The sequence below is a fragment of the Xanthomonas sp. 3793 genome (assembly GCF_024806835.1).
Classification (GTDB): domain Bacteria; phylum Pseudomonadota; class Gammaproteobacteria; order Xanthomonadales; family Xanthomonadaceae; genus Xanthomonas; species Xanthomonas arboricola_F.
The window spans coordinates 433,483-458,228 of record NZ_JANTYU010000002.1; the positions used below are offsets into that span (position 1 = coordinate 433,483).

22 protein-coding genes are annotated in these 24,746 nt (G+C 65.8%); 18 read left to right on the top strand and 4 right to left on the bottom strand.

The features are described from left to right. Positions 1-284 precede the first annotated feature (284 nt). Entirely contained in the window at positions 285-1,670 is a 1,386-nt protein-coding gene (locus tag FHY18_RS08130) for a short-chain fatty acyl-CoA regulator family protein (RefSeq protein ID WP_259153340.1), read from the bottom strand. Positions 1,671-1,805: 135 nt separating this feature from the next. Here FHY18_RS08130 and FHY18_RS08135 point away from each other — a divergent pair, with 135 nt between their 5' ends. The 6 genes from FHY18_RS08135 (at position 1,806) to FHY18_RS08160 (ending at position 8,770) form a co-directional block, all read left to right on the top strand. After that, positions 1,806-3,311, top strand: a complete 1,506-nt coding sequence (locus FHY18_RS08135; protein ID WP_259153341.1) for a CoA-acylating methylmalonate-semialdehyde dehydrogenase — start codon at positions 1,806-1,808, stop codon at positions 3,309-3,311. Between the two features lie 10 nt (positions 3,312-3,321). Continuing rightward, positions 3,322-4,503: an acyl-CoA dehydrogenase family protein gene (locus tag FHY18_RS08140; protein WP_259153342.1), complete on the top strand. Its 1,182-nt coding sequence runs from the start codon at positions 3,322-3,324 to the stop codon at positions 4,501-4,503. Then, positions 4,500-5,297 carry an enoyl-CoA hydratase gene (locus FHY18_RS08145; RefSeq protein ID WP_259153344.1) on the top strand — a complete coding sequence of 266 codons (798 nt, stop codon included), beginning with the start codon at positions 4,500-4,502 and terminating at the stop codon, positions 5,295-5,297. The genes FHY18_RS08140 and FHY18_RS08145 overlap by 4 nt, the downstream gene beginning before the upstream one ends. Next, positions 5,297-6,475, top strand: coding sequence for an enoyl-CoA hydratase/isomerase family protein (locus tag FHY18_RS08150; RefSeq protein ID WP_259153346.1), 1,179 nt, complete (start codon positions 5,297-5,299; stop codon positions 6,473-6,475). Before FHY18_RS08145 ends, FHY18_RS08150 begins: the two co-directional genes overlap by 1 nt. Positions 6,476-6,593: 118 nt before the next feature. Continuing rightward, complete coding sequence (mmsB, locus tag FHY18_RS08155; protein ID WP_259153348.1) at positions 6,594-7,496, top strand: 3-hydroxyisobutyrate dehydrogenase; 903 nt, start codon at positions 6,594-6,596, stop codon at positions 7,494-7,496. A gap of 308 nt (positions 7,497-7,804) precedes the next feature. Then, positions 7,805-8,770 (top strand): cation diffusion facilitator family transporter, encoded by a 966-nt coding sequence (locus tag FHY18_RS08160; RefSeq protein ID WP_259153350.1) that lies wholly within the window; start codon positions 7,805-7,807, stop codon positions 8,768-8,770. 80 nt (positions 8,771-8,850) lie between these two features. Here FHY18_RS08160 and FHY18_RS08165 read toward each other — a convergent pair whose 3' ends face one another. Next, positions 8,851-9,369 (bottom strand): hypothetical protein, encoded by a 519-nt coding sequence (locus FHY18_RS08165; RefSeq protein WP_259153352.1) that lies wholly within the window; start codon positions 9,367-9,369, stop codon positions 8,851-8,853. A 179-nt stretch (positions 9,370-9,548) separates the two neighbouring features. Next, positions 9,549-11,630: a 3-hydroxyacyl-CoA dehydrogenase NAD-binding domain-containing protein gene (locus FHY18_RS08170; RefSeq protein WP_259153353.1), complete on the bottom strand. Its 2,082-nt coding sequence runs from the start codon at positions 11,628-11,630 to the stop codon at positions 9,549-9,551. A 235-nt stretch (positions 11,631-11,865) separates the two neighbouring features. On the opposite strand from FHY18_RS08170, the gene rpoE reads away from it, so the two are divergent. From rpoE to recO, 9 genes are all read left to right on the top strand, one after another. Further along, on the top strand, positions 11,866-12,486 hold the full coding sequence (gene rpoE / locus FHY18_RS08175; RefSeq protein ID WP_005991949.1) for an RNA polymerase sigma factor RpoE: 621 nt from the start codon (positions 11,866-11,868) through the stop codon (positions 12,484-12,486). Next, the gene (locus FHY18_RS08180) at positions 12,483-13,355 is read left to right on the top strand and encodes a sigma-E factor negative regulatory protein (RefSeq protein WP_259153354.1); all 873 of its coding nucleotides are present in this window, start codon (positions 12,483-12,485) and stop codon (positions 13,353-13,355) included. The genes rpoE and FHY18_RS08180 overlap by 4 nt, the downstream gene beginning before the upstream one ends. A 109-nt stretch (positions 13,356-13,464) precedes the next feature. Next, on the top strand, positions 13,465-15,057 hold the full coding sequence (locus tag FHY18_RS08185; protein ID WP_259153355.1) for a DegQ family serine endoprotease: 1,593 nt from the start codon (positions 13,465-13,467) through the stop codon (positions 15,055-15,057). A 186-nt stretch (positions 15,058-15,243) separates the two neighbouring features. Next, positions 15,244-17,034, top strand: coding sequence for a translation elongation factor 4 (gene lepA, locus FHY18_RS08190; RefSeq protein WP_259153985.1), 1,791 nt, complete (start codon positions 15,244-15,246; stop codon positions 17,032-17,034). 105 nt (positions 17,035-17,139) lie between these two features. Then, positions 17,140-17,940, top strand: coding sequence for a signal peptidase I (lepB, locus tag FHY18_RS08195; RefSeq protein WP_104611436.1), 801 nt, complete (start codon positions 17,140-17,142; stop codon positions 17,938-17,940). After that, positions 17,941-18,348, top strand: coding sequence for a DUF4845 domain-containing protein (locus FHY18_RS08200; protein ID WP_104611435.1), 408 nt, complete (start codon positions 17,941-17,943; stop codon positions 18,346-18,348). After that, positions 18,338-19,018 carry a ribonuclease III gene (gene rnc / locus FHY18_RS08205; protein WP_259153356.1) on the top strand — a complete coding sequence of 227 codons (681 nt, stop codon included), beginning with the start codon at positions 18,338-18,340 and terminating at the stop codon, positions 19,016-19,018. Before FHY18_RS08200 ends, rnc begins: the two co-directional genes overlap by 11 nt. Then, positions 19,015-19,911: a GTPase Era gene (gene era, locus FHY18_RS08210; protein ID WP_104611434.1), complete on the top strand. Its 897-nt coding sequence runs from the start codon at positions 19,015-19,017 to the stop codon at positions 19,909-19,911. Before rnc ends, era begins: the two co-directional genes overlap by 4 nt. A 308-nt stretch (positions 19,912-20,219) precedes the next feature. Continuing rightward, a complete protein-coding gene (gene recO, locus FHY18_RS08215; RefSeq protein ID WP_259153357.1) occupies positions 20,220-20,942 on the top strand; it encodes a DNA repair protein RecO in 723 nt (240 codons plus the stop codon). A 119-nt stretch (positions 20,943-21,061) separates the two neighbouring features. On the opposite strand, the gene FHY18_RS08220 is transcribed toward recO, so the two are convergent. Next, a complete protein-coding gene (locus FHY18_RS08220) occupies positions 21,062-21,784 on the bottom strand; it encodes a response regulator (RefSeq protein WP_039424755.1) in 723 nt (240 codons plus the stop codon). A gap of 160 nt (positions 21,785-21,944) precedes the next feature. Here FHY18_RS08220 and rlmD point away from each other — a divergent pair, with 160 nt between their 5' ends. From rlmD to FHY18_RS08235, 3 genes are all read left to right on the top strand, one after another. Further along, positions 21,945-23,279 (top strand): 23S rRNA (uracil(1939)-C(5))-methyltransferase RlmD, encoded by a 1,335-nt coding sequence (gene rlmD / locus FHY18_RS08225; RefSeq protein ID WP_259153358.1) that lies wholly within the window; start codon positions 21,945-21,947, stop codon positions 23,277-23,279. 110 nt (positions 23,280-23,389) lie between these two features. Continuing rightward, a complete protein-coding gene (locus FHY18_RS08230) occupies positions 23,390-23,887 on the top strand; it encodes a CYTH domain-containing protein (protein WP_259153359.1) in 498 nt (165 codons plus the stop codon). A 149-nt stretch (positions 23,888-24,036) separates the two neighbouring features. Further along, positions 24,037-24,720 carry a DsbA family oxidoreductase gene (locus FHY18_RS08235; protein WP_259153360.1) on the top strand — a complete coding sequence of 228 codons (684 nt, stop codon included), beginning with the start codon at positions 24,037-24,039 and terminating at the stop codon, positions 24,718-24,720. Positions 24,721-24,746: the final 26 nt, after the last annotated feature.

Here is a 24,746-nt window from a genome sequence, read left to right on the forward strand (position 1 = left end):
ATCGAGCGGGTATGGCGTAGTGCGGTGACGCGGTTACGGCGAGTGCGTTGCTGTGGCGCTGCCACGATCGACGATCGACGATCGCGCTGGCGTCCCCCTGTCCTGCATGTGTCCGCTTCAGGGTAGAAGCGCGAGCCATTCCATTCCAATGAAGCATTTTGCGGGAGCTATCTCGGCTTGGAATGCTGCACTGCAGCGCTAGCGTCTGCTTCGTCACAGTCTGGCGTGGGTGCGTGCGGGGCGATCAAATGTTGCCCAGGTGGCAGTGGCGCGGGGTGGTCTCGCTAGCGCGGACTGACCGGCAACCGGGGCAGGGCGGGGAATGCGCGCTGCACGCAGTCGCTGCGCTCGCAGGTCAGGCAGCCCGGCCCGATCGGTACCGCGTCGTCCACCGCGCCCAGGTCCCAACCGCGCGCATAGACCAGCTGGTCGGCATGGCGCAGGTCGCAGCCCATCGCCAGTGCGAAGGTCTTGCGCGGACGGCCGTAGCCGGGCGCACCGCTGCTGACCTGACGCGCCAGCCAGAAATAGCGTCGCCCGTCGGGCATGCGCGCGATCTGGGTCAGGATGCGGTCTGGCTGGTTGAAGGCCTCGTACACGATCCATAGCGGGCAGGCGCCGCCGACATGCGAGAAGTGGAAGTCGGTGGCTGAATGGCGCTTGGAGACGTTGCCGGCGCGGTCCACCCGCATGAAGAAGATCGGCAGCCCGGCCGCGCCGCGCCGTTGCAGGGTGCTGAGGCGGTGGCAGACCGCCTCGAAACCCACCCCGAAGCGGTCCGCCAGCCATTCGATGTCGTAGCGCGAACGCTGCGCACTGCGCAGGAAATCGCTGTAGGGCATCACCAGCGCGCCGGCGAAATAATTCGACAGCCCGATCCGCGACAGCGCGATGCGCTCGGCATCCATGAATCCGGCATCGGCGATGCGCGCTTCCAGCAACGGTGCACATTCCAGCAAGGCCAGGTGCGCGGCCATCTGGAACGCCTGCTGGCCGGGCCGCAGATGGGCGGGTAGCCACAGCACGCGCGCCTGCGCATCCACGCTGCGTTTGTCGCTGTGCAGATCGGGCGCCTCCTGCACCAGCAGGCCGTGGCGGTCGGCAAGCCGCTGACGCAGCCGCAGCGGCAGGTTTTCCGGAGTCAGGCCGAGTTCGGCGTACAACGCCTCGGCGCGCTCATCCAGTTCGGGAAGATAGTTGTGCGCGCGGTTGAAGTAATCGCGCACCTGCTCGCCGGGCGACAGCGACGGCATCGCCGCATGCTCGACGCCGATCTGCATTTCCAGTGCGGCAGTGCGCTCCAGCAGGTGCTGATGGGCGCGGTGCAGATCCAGCAGCGCCTGCGCCACCTGCGGCAGGTTGCCGGTGAGCGCGCGCAACTCGGCCGGCGACAGCGTGTGGCCCAGGCTGCGCAGCGACTCGTCCAGCGGGTCGGCCAGGGCGGCCGGGTCGTCCAGATCCAGCAGGCCTTCCAGATCGCCCAGGGTGGCCTTGAGACGCTGCTGGATCGCCAGCGTCAGCGGGCGCTGGTTGCGCTCGATCTGGTTGAGATAGCTGGGAGACAGGCCTAGCCGGCGCGCCAGCTCTGCCTGGGTCAGGCCGTGGCGCTGGCGCAGCCGTTGCAGGCGCAGTCCGAGCTGATGGCGGAGGGCAGGGGGTGGCTGCGGCATTCGCAAGATTCGCAAAATTGTGCCGCAAGCTTAGCGCGATTAAGCAAGTGAAGGCTGGGAAAGCCGGTGCGGGCTGCGAACAATGCGAAGAACGGGGCCCGTCGGCCCGATGTCCTTCTACAAGCGAGCCCTGTGATGAGCGAATCCGTCCCCCGCGTGTCCCTGCTGATCGATGGACAAATGCTGGTCTCGACCAGCGATCAGTGGCAGGACGTGGTCAACCCGGCCGACCAGTCGGTACTGGCGCAGGTGCCGTTCGCCACCACGGCCGAAGTCGATGCTGCGGTGGCCGCCGCCGGCCGCGCCTTCGTCGGTTGGCGCAAGACGCCGATCGGCGCCCGCGCACGCATCTTCCTCAAGTACCAGCAGCTGATCCGCGAGCACATGCCCGAGCTGGCCGCGCTGCTCAGCGCCGAGCAGGGCAAGACCCTGGCCGACGCCGAAGGCGATGTGTTCCGCGGCCTGGAAGTGGTGGAGCACGCCGCGGCGATCGGCAACCTGCAGCTGGGTGAGCTGGCCAACAACGTCGCCACCGGCGTGGATACCTACAGCCTGCTGCAGCCGCTGGGCGTGTGCGCGGGCATCACGCCGTTCAATTTCCCGGCGATGATCCCGCTGTGGATGTTTCCGATGGCGATTGCGACTGGCAACACCTTCGTGCTCAAGCCGTCCGAGCAGGACCCGATGGTCACCATGCGCCTGGTCGAGCTTGCCTTGGAGGCCGGCATTCCCAAGGGCGTGCTCAACGTGGTGCACGGCGGCGAAGACGTGGTCAACGCGCTGTGCGATCACCCGGATATCAAGGCGCTGTCGTTCGTCGGCTCGACCAAGGTGGGCACGCACGTCTACCGCCGCGCATCGCTGGCCGGCAAGCGCGTGCAATGCATGATGGGCGCCAAGAATCACGCCGTGGTGCTGCCGGACGCCAATCAGGAACAGACCCTCAATGCGATGGTCGGCGCCGCATTCGGTGCTGCCGGCCAGCGCTGCATGGCCGCCTCCACGCTGGTGCTGGTGGGCCAAGCGCAGCAGTGGATTCCCGCCCTGGTCGCCAAGGCCAGGACCTTGTCGCTGGGTGCGGGCAACGCGCATGGAACCGATGTGGGCCCGCTGATTTCCTGCGCGGCGCGTGAGCGCGTGGAGGGCCTGATCGCTTCCGGCGTGGAGCAGGGCGCCACGCTGGAACTGGACGGTCGCAGCCCGACCGTGCCGGGATTGGAGCAGGGCAACTTCGTCGGCCCGACGATCTTTTCCGGCGTCACCCCGGGCATGCGCATCTACGACGAAGAAATCTTCGGCCCGGTGCTGGTGATCCTGGGCGCAGACACGCTTGACGATGCGATCGCGCTGGTCAACGCCAATCCCAACGGCAACGGCACTGCATTGTTCACCCAGTCCGGTGCTGCCGCGCGGCGCTTCCAGGAAGACATCGACGTGGGCCAGGTCGGCATCAACGTGCCGATCCCGGTGCCGGTGCCGCTGTTTTCGTTCACCGGCTCGCGCGCCTCCAAGCTCGGCGACCTGGGACCGTACGGCAAGCAGGTGGTGATGTTCTACACCCAGACCAAGACCGTCACTGCGCGCTGGTTCGACGACGAAACGCTGGGCCATGGCGTCAACACCACCATCTCTCTCAAGTGATCTCAACGCCATGAATGCAGCCATCCAGCTACACGCCAACGCGGCCGATCTGAACGACGAGCAGGAAGCGTTCCGCGCCGCCGCGCGCGACTTCGCCGACAAGGAGCTCGCCCCGTATGCCGCGCAATGGGATGCGGAAAGCCACTTCCCGCGCGAGGCGATCGCCAAGGCCGCCGAACTGGGTTTCTGCGGCCTGTACACCGACGAAGGCGTAGGCGGCCTGGGCATGCGCCGGCTGGATGCGGCAGTGGTGTTCGAAGAACTCGCCACGGTCGATCCGTCCACCTCGGCCTTCATCAGCATCCACAACATGGCCACCTGGTTGATCGCCAGCTACGGCAACGACGGCGTGCGTACGCAATGGGGCGAAGCGATGACCAGCGGCGCCAAGCTGGGCTCGTATTGCCTCACCGAGCCGGGTGCCGGCTCGGATGCGGCATCGTTGAAAACCCGCGCCCAGCGCGACGGCGATGCCTATGTGCTCAACGGCAGCAAGGCCTTCATTTCCGGTGCCGGCGCCACCGATGTGCTGGTGGTGATGGCACGTACCGGCGACGATGGCGCACGCGGCATCAGCGCCTTCGTGGTGCCGGCCGATGCGCCGGGCATCAGCTACGGCCGCAAGGAAGAAAAGATGGGCTGGAACAGTCAGCCCACGCGCGGAGTGACCTTTACCGATGTGCGCATCCCGGCCGGCAATCTTCTGGGCAAGGAGGGCGAGGGCTTCAAGATGGCGATGAAGGCGCTGGACGGCGGCCGCATCAATATCGCTGCCTGTTCGCTGGGCGCGGCGCAGGGCGCGCTGGATGCCGCGCGCCGCTACATGGGCGAGCGCCGCCAGTTCGGCAAAAAATTGGCCGATTTCCAGGCGCTGCAATTCAAGCTCGCCGACATGGCCACGCAGCTGGTGGCCGCGCGGCAGATGGTGCACACCGCTGCACGCAAGCTCGATGCAGGCAGCCACGATGCCACCGTGTGGTGCGCGATGGCCAAGCGCTTCGCTACCGATGCCGGTTTTGCCATCTGCGACGAGGCGCTGCAGATCCACGGCGGCTACGGCTACATCCGCGAATACCCGATCGAACGCCTGCTGCGCGACAGCCGCGTGCACCGCATCCTGGAAGGCACCAATGAGGTGATGCGCATGATCGTGGCGCGCCATCTGCTCAACGGCGAGGAGGAACTGCGATGAGCACTTGGGAAGGACGCGTGCATGCCGGCCTGCAGGTCGAGCGCGATGGGCATGTGGCCATCGTCACGCTGAGCAACCCGCCGGCCAACACCTGGACCGTGCAGAGCCTGGCCGCCTTGCGCGATCTGGTGCATACGCTCGATGCCGACCGCAGCGTGTACGCGCTGGTCATCACGGGCGAGGGCGAAAAGTTCTTCAGCGCCGGCGCCGACCTCAAGCAGTTTGCCGACGGCGACAAGGCCGCCGCGCGGGAGGCCGCGCGTCGCTTTGGCGAAGCGTTCGAGGCGTTGAGCGCCTTCCGTGGCGTGTCGATCGCCGCCATCAACGGCTATGCCATGGGCGGCGGTCTGGAATGCGCGCTGGCCTGCGACCTGCGCATCGCCGAACAGCAGGCGCACCTGGCGCTGCCGGAAGCCAGCGTCGGGTTGTTGCCATGCGCGGGCGGCACGCAGAACCTGCCGCGCCTGGTCGGCGAAGGCTGGGCCAAGCGCATGATCCTGCTGGGCGAGCGCATCGATGCCGCCACCGCCCACCGTATCGGCCTGGTGGAGGAGGTGGTGGGCAAGGGTGAGTCGCGCGCGCTGGCGGTAGCCTGGGCGCAGCGTGCCGGCAAGCAGAGCCCGGTGAGCGTGGCGGCCTGCAAGCGTCTGGTGCAATCCACCCGGCATGGCACGCACGCTGCGGCATTGGTGGCCGAGCGCGAAGCCTTCGTTGACCTGTTCGAACAGGCCGACCAGGCCGAAGGTGTTGCCGCATTCTTGGAAAAGCGCGCACCGCAGTGGAGCAAGCGCTGATGGCGGAGGCAAGCGCAACCGACGAGGCGCCGGTGCTGTTCGAGCAGCGCGATTGTGCCGACGGGCATCGCATCGGGATCGCAACCTTGAATGCGCCCAAGACGCTCAATGGCCTTTCGCTGCAGATGACCCGGCTGCTGGATGCGCAGCTGCAGGTGTGGGCCGACGATGCGCAGATCGCCTGCGTGGTGCTGCGTGGCGCCGGCGACAAGGCGTTGTGCGCTGGCGGCGATCTGCACGGGCTGTACCAGAGCATGCGCGCGCATCGCGATGCGGTGCCCGATGCGGCCCAGCGCTGCGCACGGCCGCAGGACAATCCGCATGCCGCCGCATTCTTCGAAGAGGAATATCGGCTGGATCACCGCATCCATACCTATGCCAAGCCGCTGCTGTGCTGGGGGCATGGGATCGTCATGGGCGGTGGAATCGGCCTGATGTCCGGCGCCAGCCATCGCGTGGTCACCGAGCGTTCTCGCCTGGCCATGCCCGAGATCAGCGTCGGCCTGTTTCCCGACGTGGGCGGCAGCTGGCTGTTGCGACGCGTGCCGCACGGCGCTGGCCTGTTTCTCGCCTTGACCGGCGCGCCGCTCAATGCCAGCGATGCCATCTACGCCGGCCTGGCCGACGTGCGTCTGGAACATGCCCAATACAGCGCCGTGCTGGACGCGTTGAGCGCGCACGCTTGGACCGGCGACGCCGGCATCGACCGCGAGCAGTTGGGCACGTTTTTACAGGGCATCGCGCAGCCGCTGGAACCGGGCCCGCTGCAACTGCATGCGGCATTGATCGCGCAACTGGTGGCCGCCGACACGCTGGAGCAGGTGGTCGATGCGATCCAGGCCCTGCAAAGCGAGGACAGTTGGCTGCAGGCTGCACGTGCGAGCCTGGCCGCTGGCTCACCCGGTTCGGCACGGCTGGCATGGGAGCTGCAACGTCATCCCGGCACCGCCACACTGGCCGATACCTTCCGCACCGAGTACGTAGTGGCGCTGCATGCCGCCGCCCACGGCGATTTTGCCGAAGGCATCCGTGCGCTGCTGATCGACAAGGATCGCCAGCCGCAGTGGCAGCCGGCATCGCTGAGCGAAGCGGATACGCAATGGGCGGCGGCTTTCTTCAATGCGCCGTGGCCGGCTGCGCAGCATCCGTTGGCAGATCTTGGTGTGTATCAGACATGACGACCGCGTGCGTCGCAGGTTCGACGCGCCCACGTAACCGCCGCGCACGTTGCGTGCATGAAGCCGCTTGCGATCAAGCGCTGCGCGTGCGCCCGACACGTTCGCTATTTGCTCCACTGTGGAGATCGACACGATGAGCAAGATCGCTTTTATCGGCCTGGGCAACATGGGTGGCCCGATGGCCGCCAACCTGATCAAGGCCGGCCACCAGCTACGCGTCTTCGATCTGGTGCAGGGCGCACTGGATGCGGCATCGGCCGCCGGCGCGCACGCAGCAGGCTCGGCGCCCGACACCCTGGCCGATGCCGAGATCGTCATCTCGATGCTGCCGGCCAGCCGGCATGTCGAAGGCTTGTATCTGGGCGATCGCGGTATCCTGACGCAGATTCCCGACGGCGCGCTGGTGATCGACTGCAGCACCATCGCGCCGGTCTCCGCACGCAAGGTGGCCGATGCCGCGCGCGCGCGCGGGCTGGCGATGCTGGACGCGCCGGTGTCCGGTGGCACCGCAGGCGCCGCCGCCGGCACGCTGACCTTCATCGTCGGCGGTGCCGCCGACGCGCTGGAACGCGCCCGCCCGGTACTGGAGTCCATGGGCAAGAACATTTTCCATGTCGGCGACAACGGTGCCGGTCAGGTCGCCAAGCTGTGCAACAACATGGCGCTGGGCGTGATCATGGCTGCCACCGGCGAAGCGCTGGCGCTTGGCGTGGCGCAGGGCCTGGACCCGGCGGTGCTGTCGCAGATGATGGCGGTCAGCACCGGCCGCAGCTGGGCCACCGAGGTCTGCAATCCCTGGCCGGGCGTGCTGCCCAACGCGCCGGCTTCGCGCGGCTACAGCGGTGGTTTCGGCAATGACCTGATGCTCAAGGACCTGGGCCTGGTGGCCGAATCCGCAGTGCAGGCCGGCGTGTCGATTCCGCTCGGCGAGCTGGCACGCAACCTGTACGCCATGAACAGCCAGGCCGGCAACGGTGCGCTGGATTTTTCCAGCGTGGTCAAGCTTGTGGCCAAGGTGTGAGAGCGACTACGACGCCCACCGCCAAGTGGGCGTCGCCAGCGTGGTAACGCGCCTTCGTATCGACAGGTGATCGAACAACGTCACCGCCAGGACGACATCACTCCACCGGCTGACGAATGCAGCGTGGTCGGCACATTGCCGCCACTGCTGCGGTGTTCGAGGGATTTTGTGGGCCGCTCCGAGTTGCCGCCCGGCTTGGGCAACAAGGCGCCGCGCTCACGTGATGTGATGTCATCACGCACGGGTGTAATAGTCTCCGCCATCGCACGCGCCTAAGGTGCGCGCATCGCACAAGGCCACTGCACCCCATGGGACACGATCACAGCCACGCACCCAGCGAAATCCGCCACGAAGCACCGTTGTGGTGGGCGCTCGGGCTCACTGCCGCCTTTCTGGTGGCCGAAGTCATCGGCGCCTTCGTGTCCAACAGCCTGGCGCTGCTGTCGGATGCGGCGCACATGGCCACCGACACGCTCGGTCTGATGATCGCGCTGCTCGCGGTGCGGCTGAGCCGGCGCCCGGCGGACGCGCGTCGCACCTACGGCTATGTCCGTCTCGAAGCCTTGGGTGCCCTGGTCAATGGCGCGCTGTTGTTCGGTGTGGGCGCCTATATCCTTTGGGAGGCCGCACAACGCTTCCGCGCGCCGCAGGACATTTCCTCCAACGGCATGCTGCTGATCGCCGGCTTCGGCCTGGTGATCAACCTGATCGCGATGAAGCTGCTGCATGCCGGCAGCGGCGAGAGCCTCAACGTCAAGGGCGCATACCTGGAAGTCTGGAGCGACATGCTCGGCTCGGTGGCGGTGATCATCGGCGCCTTGCTGATCCGCTGGACCGGCTGGCAGTGGATCGACCCGGTACTGGCCGTGCTGATCGGCCTATGGGTGCTGCCACGTACCTGGGTGCTGCTGCGCGAGGCGATCAACGTCCTGCTCGAAGGCGTCCCCAAAGGCATCGACCTGGCGCAGGTCCGTCAGGCCTTGACCAGCTATCCCGGCGTCGACGATGTGCACGACCTGCACGTCTGGGCCCTGGCCTCCAGCACGCCGGCACTCACCGCGCACGTGGTGGTCGGTGACAGCACCGACCGCGATCGCCTGCGCGACGCCCTCGTCACGCTGCTGCACGACCGTTTCGACATCGCCCACGTCACCTTGCAGGTGGAAAGCGGCGATTGCGGTACGCCGCCGTGTGGCACGTCCAAGCCCGCGCGGGCAATGGCGGATGGTGATCACCATGGTCATGCGCATGGGGTGCATCACCATCACCACTGACTGCGTCGCCACGCTCTCCGCAGACAGGTCAGCAATGTCGGCGCAGCGCAGCAGTGAATTGCACGGAATGCAACGAGTCGCTAGGGATGCTTGTGACCGTCCGCGCAATCGAATCGGTATGCGTTGCCATTGAAATCGATGACTTCCACATATGCGGGATGCAGCGTCAGTTTGCCAGTGAGGATATTGGCGCCTGCCGACGACCAGATGAGATGGCCGCTTTGATCGAAGCGGGAGATCGCGAGCTCCCCGTGCGACAAGAGAGCATCACACGCGGGCTGGTGATAGACCCCGAAACAGGTCGCTTGGTCTGCTTGCATAGCCCAATGCCATTGAAATGGACACGTGCTGAAACACACGATAAACGGCCCAATAGCCAGATAGCTACGACCGCCTACTGCAATCATCGAGTTGGAATGAATGTTGGTGGCGCCACCGCAGGCGCCAAAGACAGCGATCGGCAGGCCGTCGATGCGCACGCCATGCACGGAGCTTGGATGATGTTTGTCGGAAAGGTTTAGTTCGAATGGATAACTCCCAGCCTGTCCGATGGAACCAAATGCATACGCCGGCTCGTCGACGGCCTCGATAATGCTCATTGCGTAAATCTTGAAAGATCTAGCGCGTCGACCAGATGCATGTCTGTGCATCCTCCATGTTCTGCATCGAAGAGCAGGTCCGGGACAACGCCACCGAGGTCTGCCGTAGGCATGCGGCAGCAACGCTGTCGGTGGCGGCCTTGCTGCGTACTTTCACTGCCACTCGTCCAGGACGCGCCTCACGCCACCGGCTCGCGCAACACCGGCGAGTCCCAGCCCGGGCGCGGGGCAAAACGCTCGCCATAGCGGGCGTGCAGCGCCTGCAGGCGTTCGAGCAGGGCATCGGCACCGACGCTGCGGATATGCTGGATCGGGCCACCATGGAACGGCGCGAAGCCGGTACCGAAGATGACACCGGCATCGAGCAGGTCGGCATCGGCCACCACGCGATCGTGCAGGCAGGCAACCGCCTCGTTGAGCATCGGCAGGATCAGACGGTCTTCCAGATCGGGCGGCACGGCATAGCCGCTGGCCACCTCGGGTTTGACCGCGCGGCCGTTTTCCCACTTGTACAGGCCCTGGCCGTCCTTCTTGCCGCGTTTGCCGGCCTCCACGGTGGCAAGCGCCGCAGGAATCGGCAGATGCAGGAACGGCGCAAGCTCGGCGCCGACGCCGGCAGCGACATCCAGCCCCACCGTATCGATCAGTTCGATCGGCCCCATCGGCATGCCGAACTTCACTGCGGTCTTGTCCAGTACCGGGCCCGGCACACCTTCGGCATAAGCGGTGGCCGCTTCGAGCAGATACGGAAACAACACGCGGTTGACCAGGAACCCGGGCGTGCCCGCCACCGGCACCGGGAACTTGTCCAGCGCCTTGCAGAACGCCGCCAGGCGCGCCACGTTGGCCGGATCCAGGCCATCGTGCTGCACGATCTCCACCAGCGGCATCATCGCCACCGGATTGAAGTAGTGCAGGCCGGCAAACTGCGCCGGACGCTGGATGTGTCCACGCAACTCGGTCAACGGAATCGACGAGGTGTTGGTAGTCAGCACCGCGTCCGGCTTGAGCTGCGGCTCGACGGACTGATATAGCTCGCGCTTGGCCTGCGGATTCTCGATGATCGCCTCGATCACCAGGTCCGCCTGCGCCACGCCCGCACCGGCCAGATCGCCACGCAGGCGCGCCGCCACCGCCGGGCGCTTGGCCTCGTCCTTGACCCGCTTGGCGAACAGCTCGCCGCCACGGCCCAGCGCCGTATCGATGAAGCGCTGCTCGCGATCCTGCAGCGTCACTTGGAAACCCTTGTAGGCCGCCCAGGCCGCGATATCGCCGCCCATCACGCCGGCACCGATCACGTGCACATGACGAATCGGCGGCAATGCGGCCGCGCCAGCATCCTTGCCACCCAGCGCCTTCAGCCGCTCGGTAAGAAAGAAGATGCGGATCAGGTTGCGCGCGGTCGGCGTGCTGGCGAGCTTGACCACCGCCTTGCGCTCGGCTGCAAGCCGCGCCTGGATACCGCTGCCGCCAGCGCGCTCCCACACGTTGATCAAGGCGTACGGGGCCGGGTAGTGCTCCTTGCGCGCCTTGCGTGCGACCTGCTTGCGCATCTGCGGCGCCAGCAGCTTGCGTGCCACCAATGTATTGGTGGCCCAGGCAGTCGCACGTTGCTTGAACGGACGCGTGGTGCCGTTCAAGGCCAACGCGGCGGCGACATCGACCAGCACGGCAGGTGCAGCGACCTTGTCGATCAGCCCCATCGCCCGCGCGGCCCTGGCTGCGACGGTGCGCCCGGTCAGCATCAGATCCATCGCCGCCGGTGCGCCGATCAGGCGCGGCAAGCGGGCGCTGCCGCCCCAGCCGGGAAAGATGCCGAGCTTGGTTTCCGGCAGGCCGATGCGCGTGCCGGCATCGTCGGATGCCACCCGGTACCGGCAGGCCAGCGCGATCTCGGTGCCGCCCCCCATGCAGAAGCCGTGGATCGCCGCCACCGTGGGGCAGGGCAGCTCCGCTAGCTTCTGGAACACCTGCTGGCCGCGATGGATCGCATCGTTGACCGTGCCCTTGCGGTCGAATTCCTGGAATTCCTTCAGGTCGGCGCCGGCGATGAAGCCGTTGGGCTTGGCCGAGCGCAGCACCACGCCCTTGGGCGGGTCCAGCGCCAGCCGCTCGACCAGGGCGCCCAGTTCGAGCAGCACCTCCTGCGAGAACGCGTTGACCGGTGCGCCCTGGCGATCAAGGCTGAGCACGACCACGCCGTCCTCGCGCAGGTCGGCCTGCCAATGGCTGAATCGGAGCCCGTCGAAACCTGGAAGCATGCGTCTGGCCATCCGGCGATATAAGGAAAGGCCGTTATCATCCAGAGGTTGTTTCCATCACGTCAAATACCCATACCAGTCGACAGGGCGGCATGCGCTTCGCAGGAGGCGTCGCCAGCGGCGCACCCGAGCCGCTACCCTGCTACGTGACGATCGTACCGATCGGTATGAACTTTCCTCTTCAACGGCGGTCTCATTGCCCGACTTCGGTGGGCTGACAGGAGTGCGGCCCGACATGGCCGAAGTCGATACACCTCAGGAGCTGGACCTGGAACTGGTCCGGCGTGTGCAGCGCGGCGAGAGCGCGGCGTTCGATGTGCTGGTGCGCAAATACCAGCACAGGATCGTTGCATTGATCGGGCGCTACATCGCCGACTGGAGCGAATGTCAGGACGTGGCCCAGGATACGTTTGTGCGCGCCTACCGCGCGATCAACAGTTTCCGCGGCGACTCCCAGTTCTATACCTGGCTGCACCGCATTGCCGTCAACACTGCCAAGAACCATCTGGTTGCGCACAACCGCCGTCCGCCCACCGACGACATCGAGATCAGCGATGCCGAGCAGTTCGATGGGGCGACCCGTTTGCGCGACAACGACACCCCGGAGCGCGAATTGATGCGACAGGAGCTGGAACAAACGGTGATGCGTGCGGTCCAAGCCCTGCCGGAAGAACTTCGGTCGGCCATCACCCTGCGCGAGGTGGAGGGGCTGAGCTACGAGGACATCGCGCGAAAGATGGATTGCCCGATCGGAACGGTGCGCTCGCGCATCTTCCGGGCGCGCGAGGCCATCGACATCGAGCTGCGGCCTCTGCTGGAGACCGAAAGCGCTACCCGTGAGCGACACCGTGTATGAGCGATAACCCTGCCATGTCCACCACCGACAAATTCGAACGTCACTACCGGCAGCAGTTGTCTGCACTGGTCGACGGAGAGTTGAACGCCGACGAATCGCGCTTTTTGCTGCGCCGTCTGGCGCACGATGAGGAGCTGGCCGGCTGCCACGAACGCTGGCAGCTGTGCGGCGACGTGCTGCGCGGTGCGGCCAGTGCGCCGGCGCCGCTGGATTTTGCCGCGCGTGTCCGCAGCGCCATTGCCGATGAGCCCGCGCCGCAGGCGCAGCCGTCACCGCGCTCGGCCGCACGCTGGCGTTGGGGTGGCGGTGCGGCGATTGCGGCGTCGGTTGCCGCCATCGCGTTGTTCATGGCGCGCGAGCGCTTGCCGGAGACGGCGTCGCCAGCATCCGCTGTGCCGGTCTATGCCACCACCGCGCAAGTGCCCGGCCTTGCGCAGCCGCCAGCGGCGCCGAAGACGCCGGCCGTCCCCGACCCGGCTAACCCCGGCGATGGTGGCGCCTTGGTTGCGGCGGTGCCGGCCGCTGCGCTGGCGTCCACCCGCCGCGGTGCCGCCACGCGTAACCAGCAGGTGGCGCGCAGCGCGGCAACACGTCAGCAACCGACCCCGGCACGGATGGTGGCCTCCGCGGCCCCGGCTCCTGCGGCAGCGATGAGCCCGGCAGCAAGCTCCAATCCATTTACGCATCCGGATACGACGCTGCAGGCGCGCCCGTGGCCGCGCTCGGCCCTGTCCGGTGCAGGCGACAGCCCGCTCAACGCCAGTTTCAGCCAGAGCCGCCAGGGTCCGGCGTTCTATCCGTTCGAGCCTGCGCCCCAGGCGGCCGGCACTGCCGCGCCAGGCCGGCCGCTGCCGGTCCCGCAGAACTGATCCTGCTGCCGATCTTCATCCAGTCGGCGCCCTTCCTCCCGTTAACTTGCCGGGCCCGCGTCATGTCGCGGGTTGCGGCCCCTGTCGCCCTGCCATCGGAGGCAACTCGATGAATCACCGCATGCGTACCCAGATGTTTGGCCTGATCGCCATGACCTTGCCGCTGGCAGCCTGTGCCCAGCAGGCGCCGCCGCCGGAGGCCAAGACCAGTGCGCCGATTGCCGCCAACCGCAGCGCGACACCGGCGCCGCAGTTGGTCGCCGGCCTGCCGGACTTCACCAATCTGGTCGAACAGGTTGGCCCGGGCGTGGTCAATATCGAAACCACCATCACCCGCAAGGATGCGATGGCACGTTCTGCCCGTGGCGGGCGCGGTGGCCAGGGTGGCATGCCCGGTCAGGGCGGCATGCCGGACGACGAGCAGATGCCGGAGTTCTTCAAGCGCTTCTTCGGCCCGGATTTCCAGATGCCGGGCGGCCCAAGGCAAGGGCCGGGCCAGGGCGATGACGATGGCGGTATCGCCGGCAAGTCGATGGGCTCGGGCTTCATCATTTCCGCAGACGGCTATGTGCTGACCAATCACCACGTGGTCGATGGCGCCAGCGAGGTGACCGTCAAGCTGACCGATCGCCGCGAGTTCAAGGCCAAGGTGGTGGGCAGCGACGAGCAGTTCGACGTGGCGTTGCTGAAGATCGAGGCCAAGGGCCTGCCGACCGTGCGCCTGGGCGATTCCAATACGCTCAAGCCAGGTCAGTGGGTGGTGGCGATCGGCTCGCCGTTCGGGCTGGACCACTCGGTCACTGCCGGCATCGTCAGTGCCACCGGTCGCAGCAATCCGTATGCGGATCAGCGCTATGTGCCCTTCATCCAGACCGACGTGGCGATCAACCAGGGCAACTCCGGCGGCCCGCTGCTTAATACCCGCGGCGAAGTGGTCGGCATCAACTCGCAGATCTTCTCCGCGTCGGGCGGCTACATGGGAATCAGCTTCGCGATCCCGATCGATCTGGCCTTCAGCGCCGCCGAGCAGATCAAGGCTACCGGCCATGTGAGCCGCGGCATGCTGGGCGTGGCGGTCGGCCCGATCGATTCGCTCAAGGCGCAGGGCCTGGGCCTGCCGGATACGCGCGGCGCGCTGGTCAACGACATTCCCGCGGGCAGCCCGGCCGCCAAGGCCGGAATCGAGGTGGGTGACGTGATCCGCGCCGTCAACGGCAAGCCAATCGATGTCGCCAGCGATCTACCGCCGATGATCGGCCTGATGGCGCCGGGCACCAAGGTCAACCTGGATGTGCTGCGCGACGGCAAGCCGCGCCAGGTGTCGGTTGTGCTGGCGCCATTGCAGGATGGTCGCGACGACGCCGCGCCGCGTACTGCGGCCGCGGACGCCAAGCCGGAAGCTCCCGCCAGCGTGGCCTTGCTCGGCTTGCAGGTCGCCGACCTGACCGCTGCCGAGCGCAGCCGCCTGGGCCTGGAAGCCGGCGAGGGCGTGCGGATTGCCGCGGTCACCGGGGTTGCGGCGCGCAGCACCCAGCCGCCGCTCTCGCCGGGCCTGGTCATCGCCCGCGTCGGCCGCACCAAGGTGGGCAGCGTCGCCGAACTCAACCGCGCGCTGTCCAGCTACAAGAAGGGCGACGTGGTCATGCTGCTGGTCACCGATGGCAAGGCGACCAGCTATGTGGCCCTGAAGGCTGGCGGCTGATCGAGGCCGGGATTCGGGATTCGGGATTGGCAGAAGCGGCCCCGTGATACGCAGCGGCTGCCCTGCTTTTGCGATTCCCGACTCCCGATTCCCCAATCCCCGGCCCCAAAGGGGCCGACCGTGCGATAATGCTGCGTTACCCTGACGACGGCACCGCCGGCGCCCACCTCAATGTCCTCTGATTCAATGCGGAATATCCGCAACTTCTCCATCATTGCCCACGTCGACCACGGTAAATCCACCCTGGCCGACCGGATCATCCAGCTGTGCGGCGGCCTGCAGGCGCGCGAGATGGAGGCCCAGGTTCTCGACTCCAACCCGATCGAACGCGAACGTGGCATCACGATCAAGGCGCAGTCGGTGTCCTTGCCGTACACGGCAAAGGACGGGCAGGTCTACCAGCTGAACTTCATCGATACCCCCGGGCATGTCGACTTCTCCTATGAAGTCAGCCGCTCGCTGGCCGCCTGCGAAGGCGCGCTGCTGGTGGTCGATGCGGCGCAAGGCGTGGAAGCGCAGTCGGTGGCCAACTGCTACACCGCGGTGGAGCAGGGGCTGGAAGTGGTGCCGGTGCTCAACAAGATCGACCTGCCCACCGCTGACATCGCCCGTGCCAAGGCCGAGATCGAAGCGGTGATCGGCATCGATGCCGAAGACGCGGTGGCAGTCAGCGCCAAGACCGGTCTGAACATCGATCTGGTGCTGGAAGCGATCGTGCACCGTATCCCGCCGCCAAAACCGCGCGATACCGACAAGCTGCAGGCGCTGATCATCGATTCCTGGTTCGACAACTACCTGGGCGTGGTGTCGCTGGTGCGCGTGATGCAGGGCGAGATCAAGCCGGGCAGCAAGATTCTGGTGATGTCGACCGGGCGCACGCACTTGGTCGACAAGGTCGGCGTGTTCACCCCAAAGCGCAAGGAGCTGGCGTCGTTGGGCGCTGGCGAAGTGGGCTGGATCAATGCCTCGATCAAGGACGTTCATGGCGCGCCGGTCGGCGACACCCTGACCCTGGCGGCCGATCCGGCGCCGCATGCATTGCCGGGTTTCCAGGAAATGCAGCCGCGCGTGTTCGCCGGCTTGTTCCCGGTCGATGCCGAGGACTATCCGGATCTGCGCGAAGCCCTGGACAAGCTGCGTCTGAACGATGCGGCGCTGCGCTTCGAGCCGGAAAGCTCCGAGGCGATGGGCTTCGGTTTCCGTTGCGGCTTCCTGGGCATGCTGCACATGGAAATCGTGCAGGAACGTCTGGAGCGCGAGTACAACCTGGACCTGATCAGCACCGCGCCGACGGTGGTGTATGAAGTGCTCAAGACCGACGGGTCCATCATCAACATGGACAACCCGGCCAAGCTGCCGCAGTTGAACCTGGTGCAGGAGATCCGCGAGCCGATCATTCGCGCCAACGTGCTGACGCCCGAAGAGTACATCGGCAACATCATCAAGCTGTGCGAAGAAAAGCGCGGCACCCAGATCAGCATCAATTATCTGGGCAGCCAGGTGCAGATCAGCTATGAGCTGCCGATGGCCGAAGTGGTGCTGGATTTCTTCGACAAGCTCAAGTCGGTGAGCCGCGGATACGCCTCGCTGGATTATCACTTTGTGCGCTTCGATGCCGGCCCGTTCGTGCGCGTGGACGTGCTGATCAATGGCGACAAGGTCGATGCGTTGTCGCTGATCGTGCACCGCAGCCATGCCGACCGGCGCGGCCGCGAGCTGTGCGAAAAGATGAAGGACCTGATCCCGCGGCAGATGTTCGACGTGGCGATTCAGGCCGCTGTCGGCTCGCAGATCATCTCGCGCTCCACGGTCAAGGCGATGCGCAAGAACGTGTTGGCCAAGTGCTATGGTGGCGACGTTTCGCGCAAGAAAAAGCTGCTCGAAAAGCAGAAAGAAGGCAAGAAGCGCATGAAGCAGGTCGGCCGCGTGGAGATTCCGCAGGAGGCCTTCCTGGCCGTGCTGCAGATGGATAAGTAGCTGGGATTCGGGATTCGTCATTCGGGATTGGCAACGGCTCGTCCGCCTTCCTGCTGTTGCGAATCTCCAATCTCCAATCCCGAATCACGTTCCGAAGGAACACCAATGAAATGGTTTGAAATCATCCTGGTTGTGCTGACGCTGGGTACCGGCTTTATCTGGCTGCTGGACAAGCTGTTTTTGGCCAAGCGCCGTGCCGCACGTGCCGGGCTGCTGGACAGCGAGCCGGCGATCATCGATTACTCGCGTGCGTTCTTCCCGGTGCTGGCGGTGGTGCTGATCCTGCGCAGCTTCGTCGCCGAGCCGTACAAGATTCCGTCCAGCTCGATGATGCCCAACTTGCTGATCGGCGATTTCATCCTGGTCAACAAGTTCGCCTACGGTTTCCGTCTGCCGATCACCAATACCAAGTTCATCCCCACCGGCGAGCCCAAGCGTGGCGACGTGGTGGTGTTCAAGCCGCCGCATGCGCCGGACCAGAACTGGATCAAGCGCGTGGTCGGCCTGCCGGGCGACAAGATCGGATTTCATGGCGATACGCTGTATATCAACGACAAGCCGATGCGCTACACGGTCAAGGGCGAGTACATCGGCAAGGGCAAGGGCGCCGAGATGACCGGCACCACGCTGCTGGTCGAGGACCTGCCGGGCCGCACGCACACCGTGCTGGAGTGGGTGGACCGCAACATGCCGGCCGGGCAGGGCGACTGGACGGTGCCTGCAGACAGCTATTTCGTGATGGGGGACAATCGCGACAATAGCGAAGACAGCCGGTTCTGGACCCAGACGCATTTCCTGCCGGAGGCCAATCTGCGCGGCAAGGCGTTCTTGATCTGGCTCAATTGCGAAGGGTGGTTCTGCAAGGGGAGTTTCGATCCATCGCGGATCGGGACTGGAATCCAGTAAATGCACGCACGGCGTGCCGGGGAAAGCACAATGAAGCGCAAGCAAAGCGGTATGACGTTGACGTCGTTCGTGGTGGTGCTGGCGGTGGTCGGATTTGGCCTGTACATCGGGATGAAGCTGTTTCCGATGTATCAGGAGTATTACTCCGTCCGCACTGCAATGAAGGGCCTGGCCAATGAGCCGGGGAGTGCCAACATGGACCCGTCCAAGTTGCAGGACCTGTTCTTCCGTCGCCTGTACATCAACTACTCGGAAAACGTCAAAAAAGAGGACGTCAAGTTCGAGCGTGTCGACGGCGGCTGGCGAATGAAGGTCAACTACGAAGTGCGTCGCGAGCTGATCGGCAATCTGGATATCGTAGGCAAGTTCGATACGTCGCAGGACATGACCGGACGTGGTGTCGAATAGAACCTTCCAGCGCGGTGATCCGATCGGGCATGCGTTCGCCGATCCGGGTCTGCTCGCCCAGGCGCTGCGCCATCGCAGCGCCGGGACGCCGCATAACGAGCGACTGGAATTTCTCGGCGACGGCATCGTCAACCTGCTGATCGCCGAGGCGCTGTATCGGCGCTGGCCCAAGGCCGACGAAGGTGCATTGACGCGCGCGCGCGCCGAACTGGTTCGCGAAGGTGCGCTGGCGGTGATCGGACGCACGCTCAATCTCGGCGAGCGGCTGACGCTGGGCCCGGGCGAACTCAAGTCCGGCGGCCATCGGCGCGATTCGATCCTGGCCGATGCGGTCGAGGCGATCGTCGCGGCGATCTATCTGGACTGCGGGTTCGAGCGCTGCCGGGAGGTGGTGCTTCCGTGGTTTGAACCATCGCTGGCGGCACTGCCGGTCGGCAAGGCCGAAAAAGATCCCAAGACGCGGCTGCAGGAATGGCTGCAGGCACGGCAGCTGCCGTTGCCCAATTACGCTCTGATCAGCGAGAGCGGCGACGAACATGCCAAGCAGTTCCACGTCGCCTGCATCCTGGAGCAGCCCATCGCCCGCGCCGAGGGCCAGGGCACGTCGCGCCGTCTTGCCGAGCAACAGGCGGCGGCTACCGTCATCGCACAACTGGATGTAAACACGTGAGCGAAACCACTCCCCACCGTAGCGGCAGCGTTGCCGTCATCGGCCGGCCGAATGTCGGCAAATCCACCCTGACCAACGCCCTGGTGGGCGCCAAGGTCAGTATCGTGTCCAATCGGCCGCAGACCACGCGGCATCGGCTACTCGGCATCGCCACCTTCCCGGAAGGGCAGTTGATGCTGGTCGACACGCCCGGGCTGCATCGCGAACAAAAGCGCGCGATGAACCGGGTGATGAATCGCGCCGCGCGCGGGTCGCTCGAAGGCGTGGATGCCGCCGTGCTGGTCATCGAGGCCGGCCGTTGGGACGAGGAAGACACGCTGGCGTTCCGGGTACTCAGCGACGCCGGGGTGCCGGTGGTGCTGGTGGTCAACAAGGTCGACCGGCTCAAGGACAAGACCGCGCTGTTCCCGTTTCTGGCGCAGGTCAGTGAAGGGCGGACGTTTGCCGCAGTGCATCCGGTGTCCGCGCTCAAGCGCAAAGGGCTGGAAGCGTTGGTGAGCGATCTGCTCAAGCTGGTGCCCGAAGCCGAGGCGATGTACGGCGAGGACGAAATCACCGACCGCAGCCAGCGTTTTTTGGCCGGCGAGCTGGTGCGCGAGCAGCTGATGCGTCAATTGGGCGAAGAACTGCCGTATGCCACCACCGTGGAAATCGAGCGCTTTGCCGAAGACGGCGCGCTGCTGCGGATCGGCGCGGTGATCTGGGTCGAACGCGAGGGCCAGAAGGCAATCGTCATCGGCAAGGGCGGTACCCGCCTGAAGGAGATCGGCGGCAAGGCGCGTCTGCAGATGGAGCGGCTATTCGGTGCGAAAGTGTTCCTGGAAACCTGGGTGCGCGTGCGCGAGGGCTGGTCGGATGACGAAGCGGCGTTGAAGGCGTTCGGGTACGAATGAAGCCGGGACCTGGGACCCGGAAAGCGGATCCTGTCCGCAAATGCGCCGGCAATGGCGCGATTATGTCGACGGACGATGTCTCGGCATGCCCTGCCCCGTGTTGAGCGAGTACCGCTCGCTCAACACGGGGCAGGGCATCCAGTTTTGCGGAACAATGACAGGGTCGCCGTTGTGCGCATAGTGCGCGTTTTTGTGGCTCGCGCATGCAGCTCCGACCGCGCCGCTGTGCACGGTCGCCACCCCGAGGCCGCTGCCCGTGCTGTTTACGGATCTCTGGTCCCCGGTTCCCAATCCCGGCAACTGCCCCCATGCTGATCGAGCACGAACACGGCTTCGTCCTGCATGTGCGTGCCTGGCGCGAAACCAGCGTGCTGGTGGAAGTGCTGACCGAGCAGCACGGACGTGTCGGGCTGCTGGCGCGTGGGGTGCAGGGTCCGCGCAAGCAGGCCCTGCGTGCGGCGCTGCAGCCCCTGCAACTGATCCAGTTCACGGCCGTGCAGCGCGGCGAACTTGCCCAGCTGCGCCAGGCCGAGGCGCTGGACACTGCGCCGCGGTTGGTCGGCGAGCGCATGCTGGCCGGTTTCTATATCAGCGAGCTGTTGCTGCGCCTGGCTCCTCGCAATGATGCGGTGCCGGAGCTCTACGCGTGCTATGCACAGGCGCGGGCGCATCTGGCGTCCGAGTTGTCGCTGGCGTGGGGGTTGCGCCGGTTCGAGCGCGATGTGCTGGATGGACTGGGGTTTGCCTTCGATCTGCAGCACGACAGCGACGGGCAGCCGATCGACCCGGCGGCGCGCTATCGACTCGATCCGCAAGAGGGCGCCATGCGGGTATTGAGCGAACGTCTGGCGCAGGATCGGCGCGAAACCGTGACTGGCGCAGCGCTGCTGGCGCTTGGGGAAGATACGATGCCGGCCACCGATGACATGCCCGGCTTGCGCCGCAGCATGCGCAGCGTGCTGTTGCATCATCTGAACGGACGCGGCCTGAAATCCTGGGAAATGCTCGAGGATCTGGCGCGGCGGCGTTGATCTGCACGATCCGGACCAAGCGCCGTGTCGCGTGTCATTGGACCAGTCGCGTCTCCGCTCCCTTCGACACCCAGCCAGCGCCTGACCTTACCGGCGCTGGCGGCTGCGGCAGCCTCAGCTCAATGCAATAACGCGGCCACTGCGGCATGAAACTGGGTCTGCGCGGTGCGCGACTGCGGGTCACCACGCAGCAGCCGGACCGCGCCGGCCAGCCGGGCGGCGCCGACGAAGCCGCAACTGGCCTGCAGCCGATGCAGGTGATTGCGCAGCGCCTGCTCGTCGCTGATGTTCAGTGCGGAGGTGACCGCATCGCGTGTGCCCGGCAGCTCTGCCAGGAACAGTTCGCGCAGAGCGTTGAGATGATGCTGCTGGCCGTTGAGTGCGCTCAGTGCTGCCGCTTCGTCCCAATCGCTGGCGGCGATGTCGACCACGCCGACCGGCGCCACGCTGTAGCGGCCCCGCGCCAGGCCGCGACGCACCGCCTGCAACAGGCGCTCGGTGGTCAGCGGCTTGACCAGCATCTCCAGAAAGCCGTCGGACTGCAGGCCGCGCTGCATCGCCATGTCGCCATCGGCGGTATGCGCCAGTGCGGGCACATCCGGGTGCAGCAGACGCAACGCGCGCAGCAGGCCGCTGCCGGTGCCATCAGGGAGGTTGACGTCGATCAGCCACAGGTCGTGGCGACGTTCGCGCGCGCGGTCCAGCGCCGACGACAACGAATCGGCGCAATCCACCTGGGCCGGGAGGCTTTCCAGGGCAGCCTGCAGAAAGCCGCGGCTGATCGGGTCGTCTTCCACCAGCAAGAGTCGTGGGTGGGGTTCCTGACGTGTCGCCATATTCATGTGCTGCCTCCTTGTCAGCGGTGCCGCGTCCTGAGCTGCGGCGCGCAGGCCAAGTTTGCCTGTGTTTGCAGGGCACGACAATTGCCATCCCGCGCAGGGCGGCCTCGGTCGATCGCATCTGCGACAATACGCACCCTTTTTGCCCGCAGCTTGTCGCCACGTGGCCAGAACCCGAAACCGTTTCGACCGTACTCCCTTTCAGACCGCCATCACCGACCTGAGCCATGACGGCCGTGGGGTGGCGCGCCGCGACGGCGAGGGCGGCAAGGTCACCTTCATCAGCGGCGCCTTGCCCGGTGAACTGGTGCGCGCCGAACCCACCGCGCGCAGCCGCCATTTCGATGAAGCCAAGACGGTTGAAGTGCTGGAGGCCTCGCCGCAGCGGGTCGCCCCGCGTTGCCCGCATTTCGGCGTGTGCGCCGGCTGCGTGTTGCAGCACCTGGAAGAGTCGCAGCAGATCGTGGCCAAGCAGCGCGTGCTGATGGACAACCTCGAGCGCATCGGCCACGTCAGCCCGCAGGCGGTGCTGCCCGCGCTGGTCGGCGACGCCTGGGGCTATCGGCGCAAAGGCCGTTTCTCGGTGCGGCGGGTAGAGAAGAAGGACAAGACCCTGGTGGGGTTTCGCGAACTCGACCCGCGTTTTGTGGCCGACCTGTCGGTCTGTTACACGGTGATCCCGCAGATCGGCGAGAAGATTGAGCTGCTGGCCGCCCTGGTCGAAAGCATGGACGGCAAGCGCGACATCCCGCAGATCGAGTTCATCGCCGGCGACGATGCGGTGGCGTTGACCATCCGCCACATGCAGCCGCTCAGCGAGCGCGATCGGCAGGCCTGGGTGGACTTCGCGCAGACGCACGGGTTTGCGGTCTTCCTGCAGCCCGGCGGCGTGGACAGCGTGCATCCCTTGTGGCCGCAGGACGTGACGCTGTCGTTCCGCCTGCCGCAATGGGATGTGGAGCTGGCGTTCCGGCCGCTGGACTTCATCCAGGTCAATGCCTCGCTCAACCAGAAGATGATTGCGCACGCACTGGCGCTGCTCGATGCCAGCCCCGACGACCGCGTGCTGGATCTGTTTTGCGGTCTGGGCAATTTCACCCTGCCGCTGGCACGGACGGTGCGCGAGGTGGTCGGCGTGGAGGGCGATGCCGGTCTGGTCGCACGTGCCAGGGAAAACGCGCAGCGCAACGGCCTGGACAACGCGCAGTTCCATGCGGCCGATCTGACCCAGGACCAACGCAATGCGCCCTGGATGAAGCAGGGCTTCGACAAGCTGCTGCTGGACCCGCCGCGTTCGGGCGCACTGGAAGTGCTGCAGCAACTGCCGTTGAAAAAGTTCGAGCGCATCGTCTATGTCAGCTGCCACCCCGGCTCGCTGGCGCGCGATGCCGGTTACCTTGTCAACGAACAGGGCTTCACGCTCAAGTCCGCCGGCGCGATGGACATGTTTCCGCATACTGCGCATGTGGAAAGCATTGCGGTGTTTGAGCGGCGGTGATTGGGGATTGGGCATTGGGGATTCGCAGGAGCGCATTCCCGTCGCCCGCCAGTTAGCCGCTGTGACTAATCCCCAATCCCCAATCCCGAATCTCTCATCCCCCAAATCCCATGCCCATTGAAATCGAACGCAAGTTTCTCGTGACCGGCGACGGTTGGCGTAGCGCCGCGCATGCGGTGATCCCGATGGCGCAGGGCTACATCAACGACCAGGCGGCGATGCGCAGTGGTGCGCAGAACGCGTCGGTGCGGGTGCGCATCCAGGGCGAGAGCGCATTTCTCAACCTGAAGTCGCGGCAGGTGGGGCATACCCGGCAGGAGTTCGACTACCCGATTCCGGTGGTCGATGCGCGCGCGCTGCTGGCGCTGTGTGTCGGCGGTCTGATCGACAAGCGTAGGCATCTGGTCGAGTACCAGGGCCACGTGTGGGAGGTGGACGAGTTTCTCGGCGACAACGCCGGGCTGGTGGTGGCCGAGATCGAACTCGGGAGTGCCGACGAGGCCTTCGCCAAGCCCGAATGGATCGGTGCGGAAGTCACCGACGATGTGCGCTATTACAACCTGGCATTGGCGTCGCATCCGTTCAGGAACTGGGGCGGGGATTTGTGATTCGGGATTCGGGATTGGGCATTCGGGATTCGTAACAGCTGAAGTGGCGCGTCGGACTTGGGCTGCTTGCGTTGCGACTCGCCAATCCCTGCCTTGGTATTGGGTTTATGCTTTGCCAATCCCCAATGACGACTCTCCAATCCCCGCCCATGCGCATCGATATCTGGTCTGACGTTGTCTGTCCCTGGTGCTGGATCGGCAAGCGCCGTTTCGAGCAGGCGGTGGTCTCGCTGGGCGCGCAGGCACCTGCGCTGGACATCCATTACCACGCGTTTCAGCTGGACCCTGACGCCGGCCTGGAGCCGACGCCGTTGCGCGATGCGCTGGCGCAAAAGTTCGGCGGTGCCGCGCGCGTGGAGCAGATGCTCGCGCAGACGCAGGCCACTGCGCGGGCCGAAGGCCTGCCATTCGATTTCGGACGCGACCAGGTGCAGGTCAGCACGCTGCGTGCGCATCGGCTGATCTGGCTGGCGAGCCGCGAGGGCGATGTCGAGGCGGTGATCGAAGCGCTGTTCCATGCGCATTTTGCCGAAGGCCAGAACGTCGGCGCGACCGAAACGCTGGTGTCTGCCGGAGCCGCTGGCGGTCTTGATGAGGCGCGCGTACGCGCGCTGCTGGACTCCGACGAAGGCAGCGTTGCGGTCCAGGCGCAATTGGCGCAAGCCGCTGCACTGGGAATCCGCGCGGTGCCCAGTTTCGTGATCGACGGACGCAGCCTGATCCAGGGCGCGCAGCCGCCAGAGAGCTTTGCGCAAGCGTTGCTGCAGCTGGCGGCCGAATCGACGCCCATCGGTGGTCCCGATGTCTGCGGGCCGGACGACTGTGCGGTGTGAACGGCCAACGGCATCTTGCAACTCCC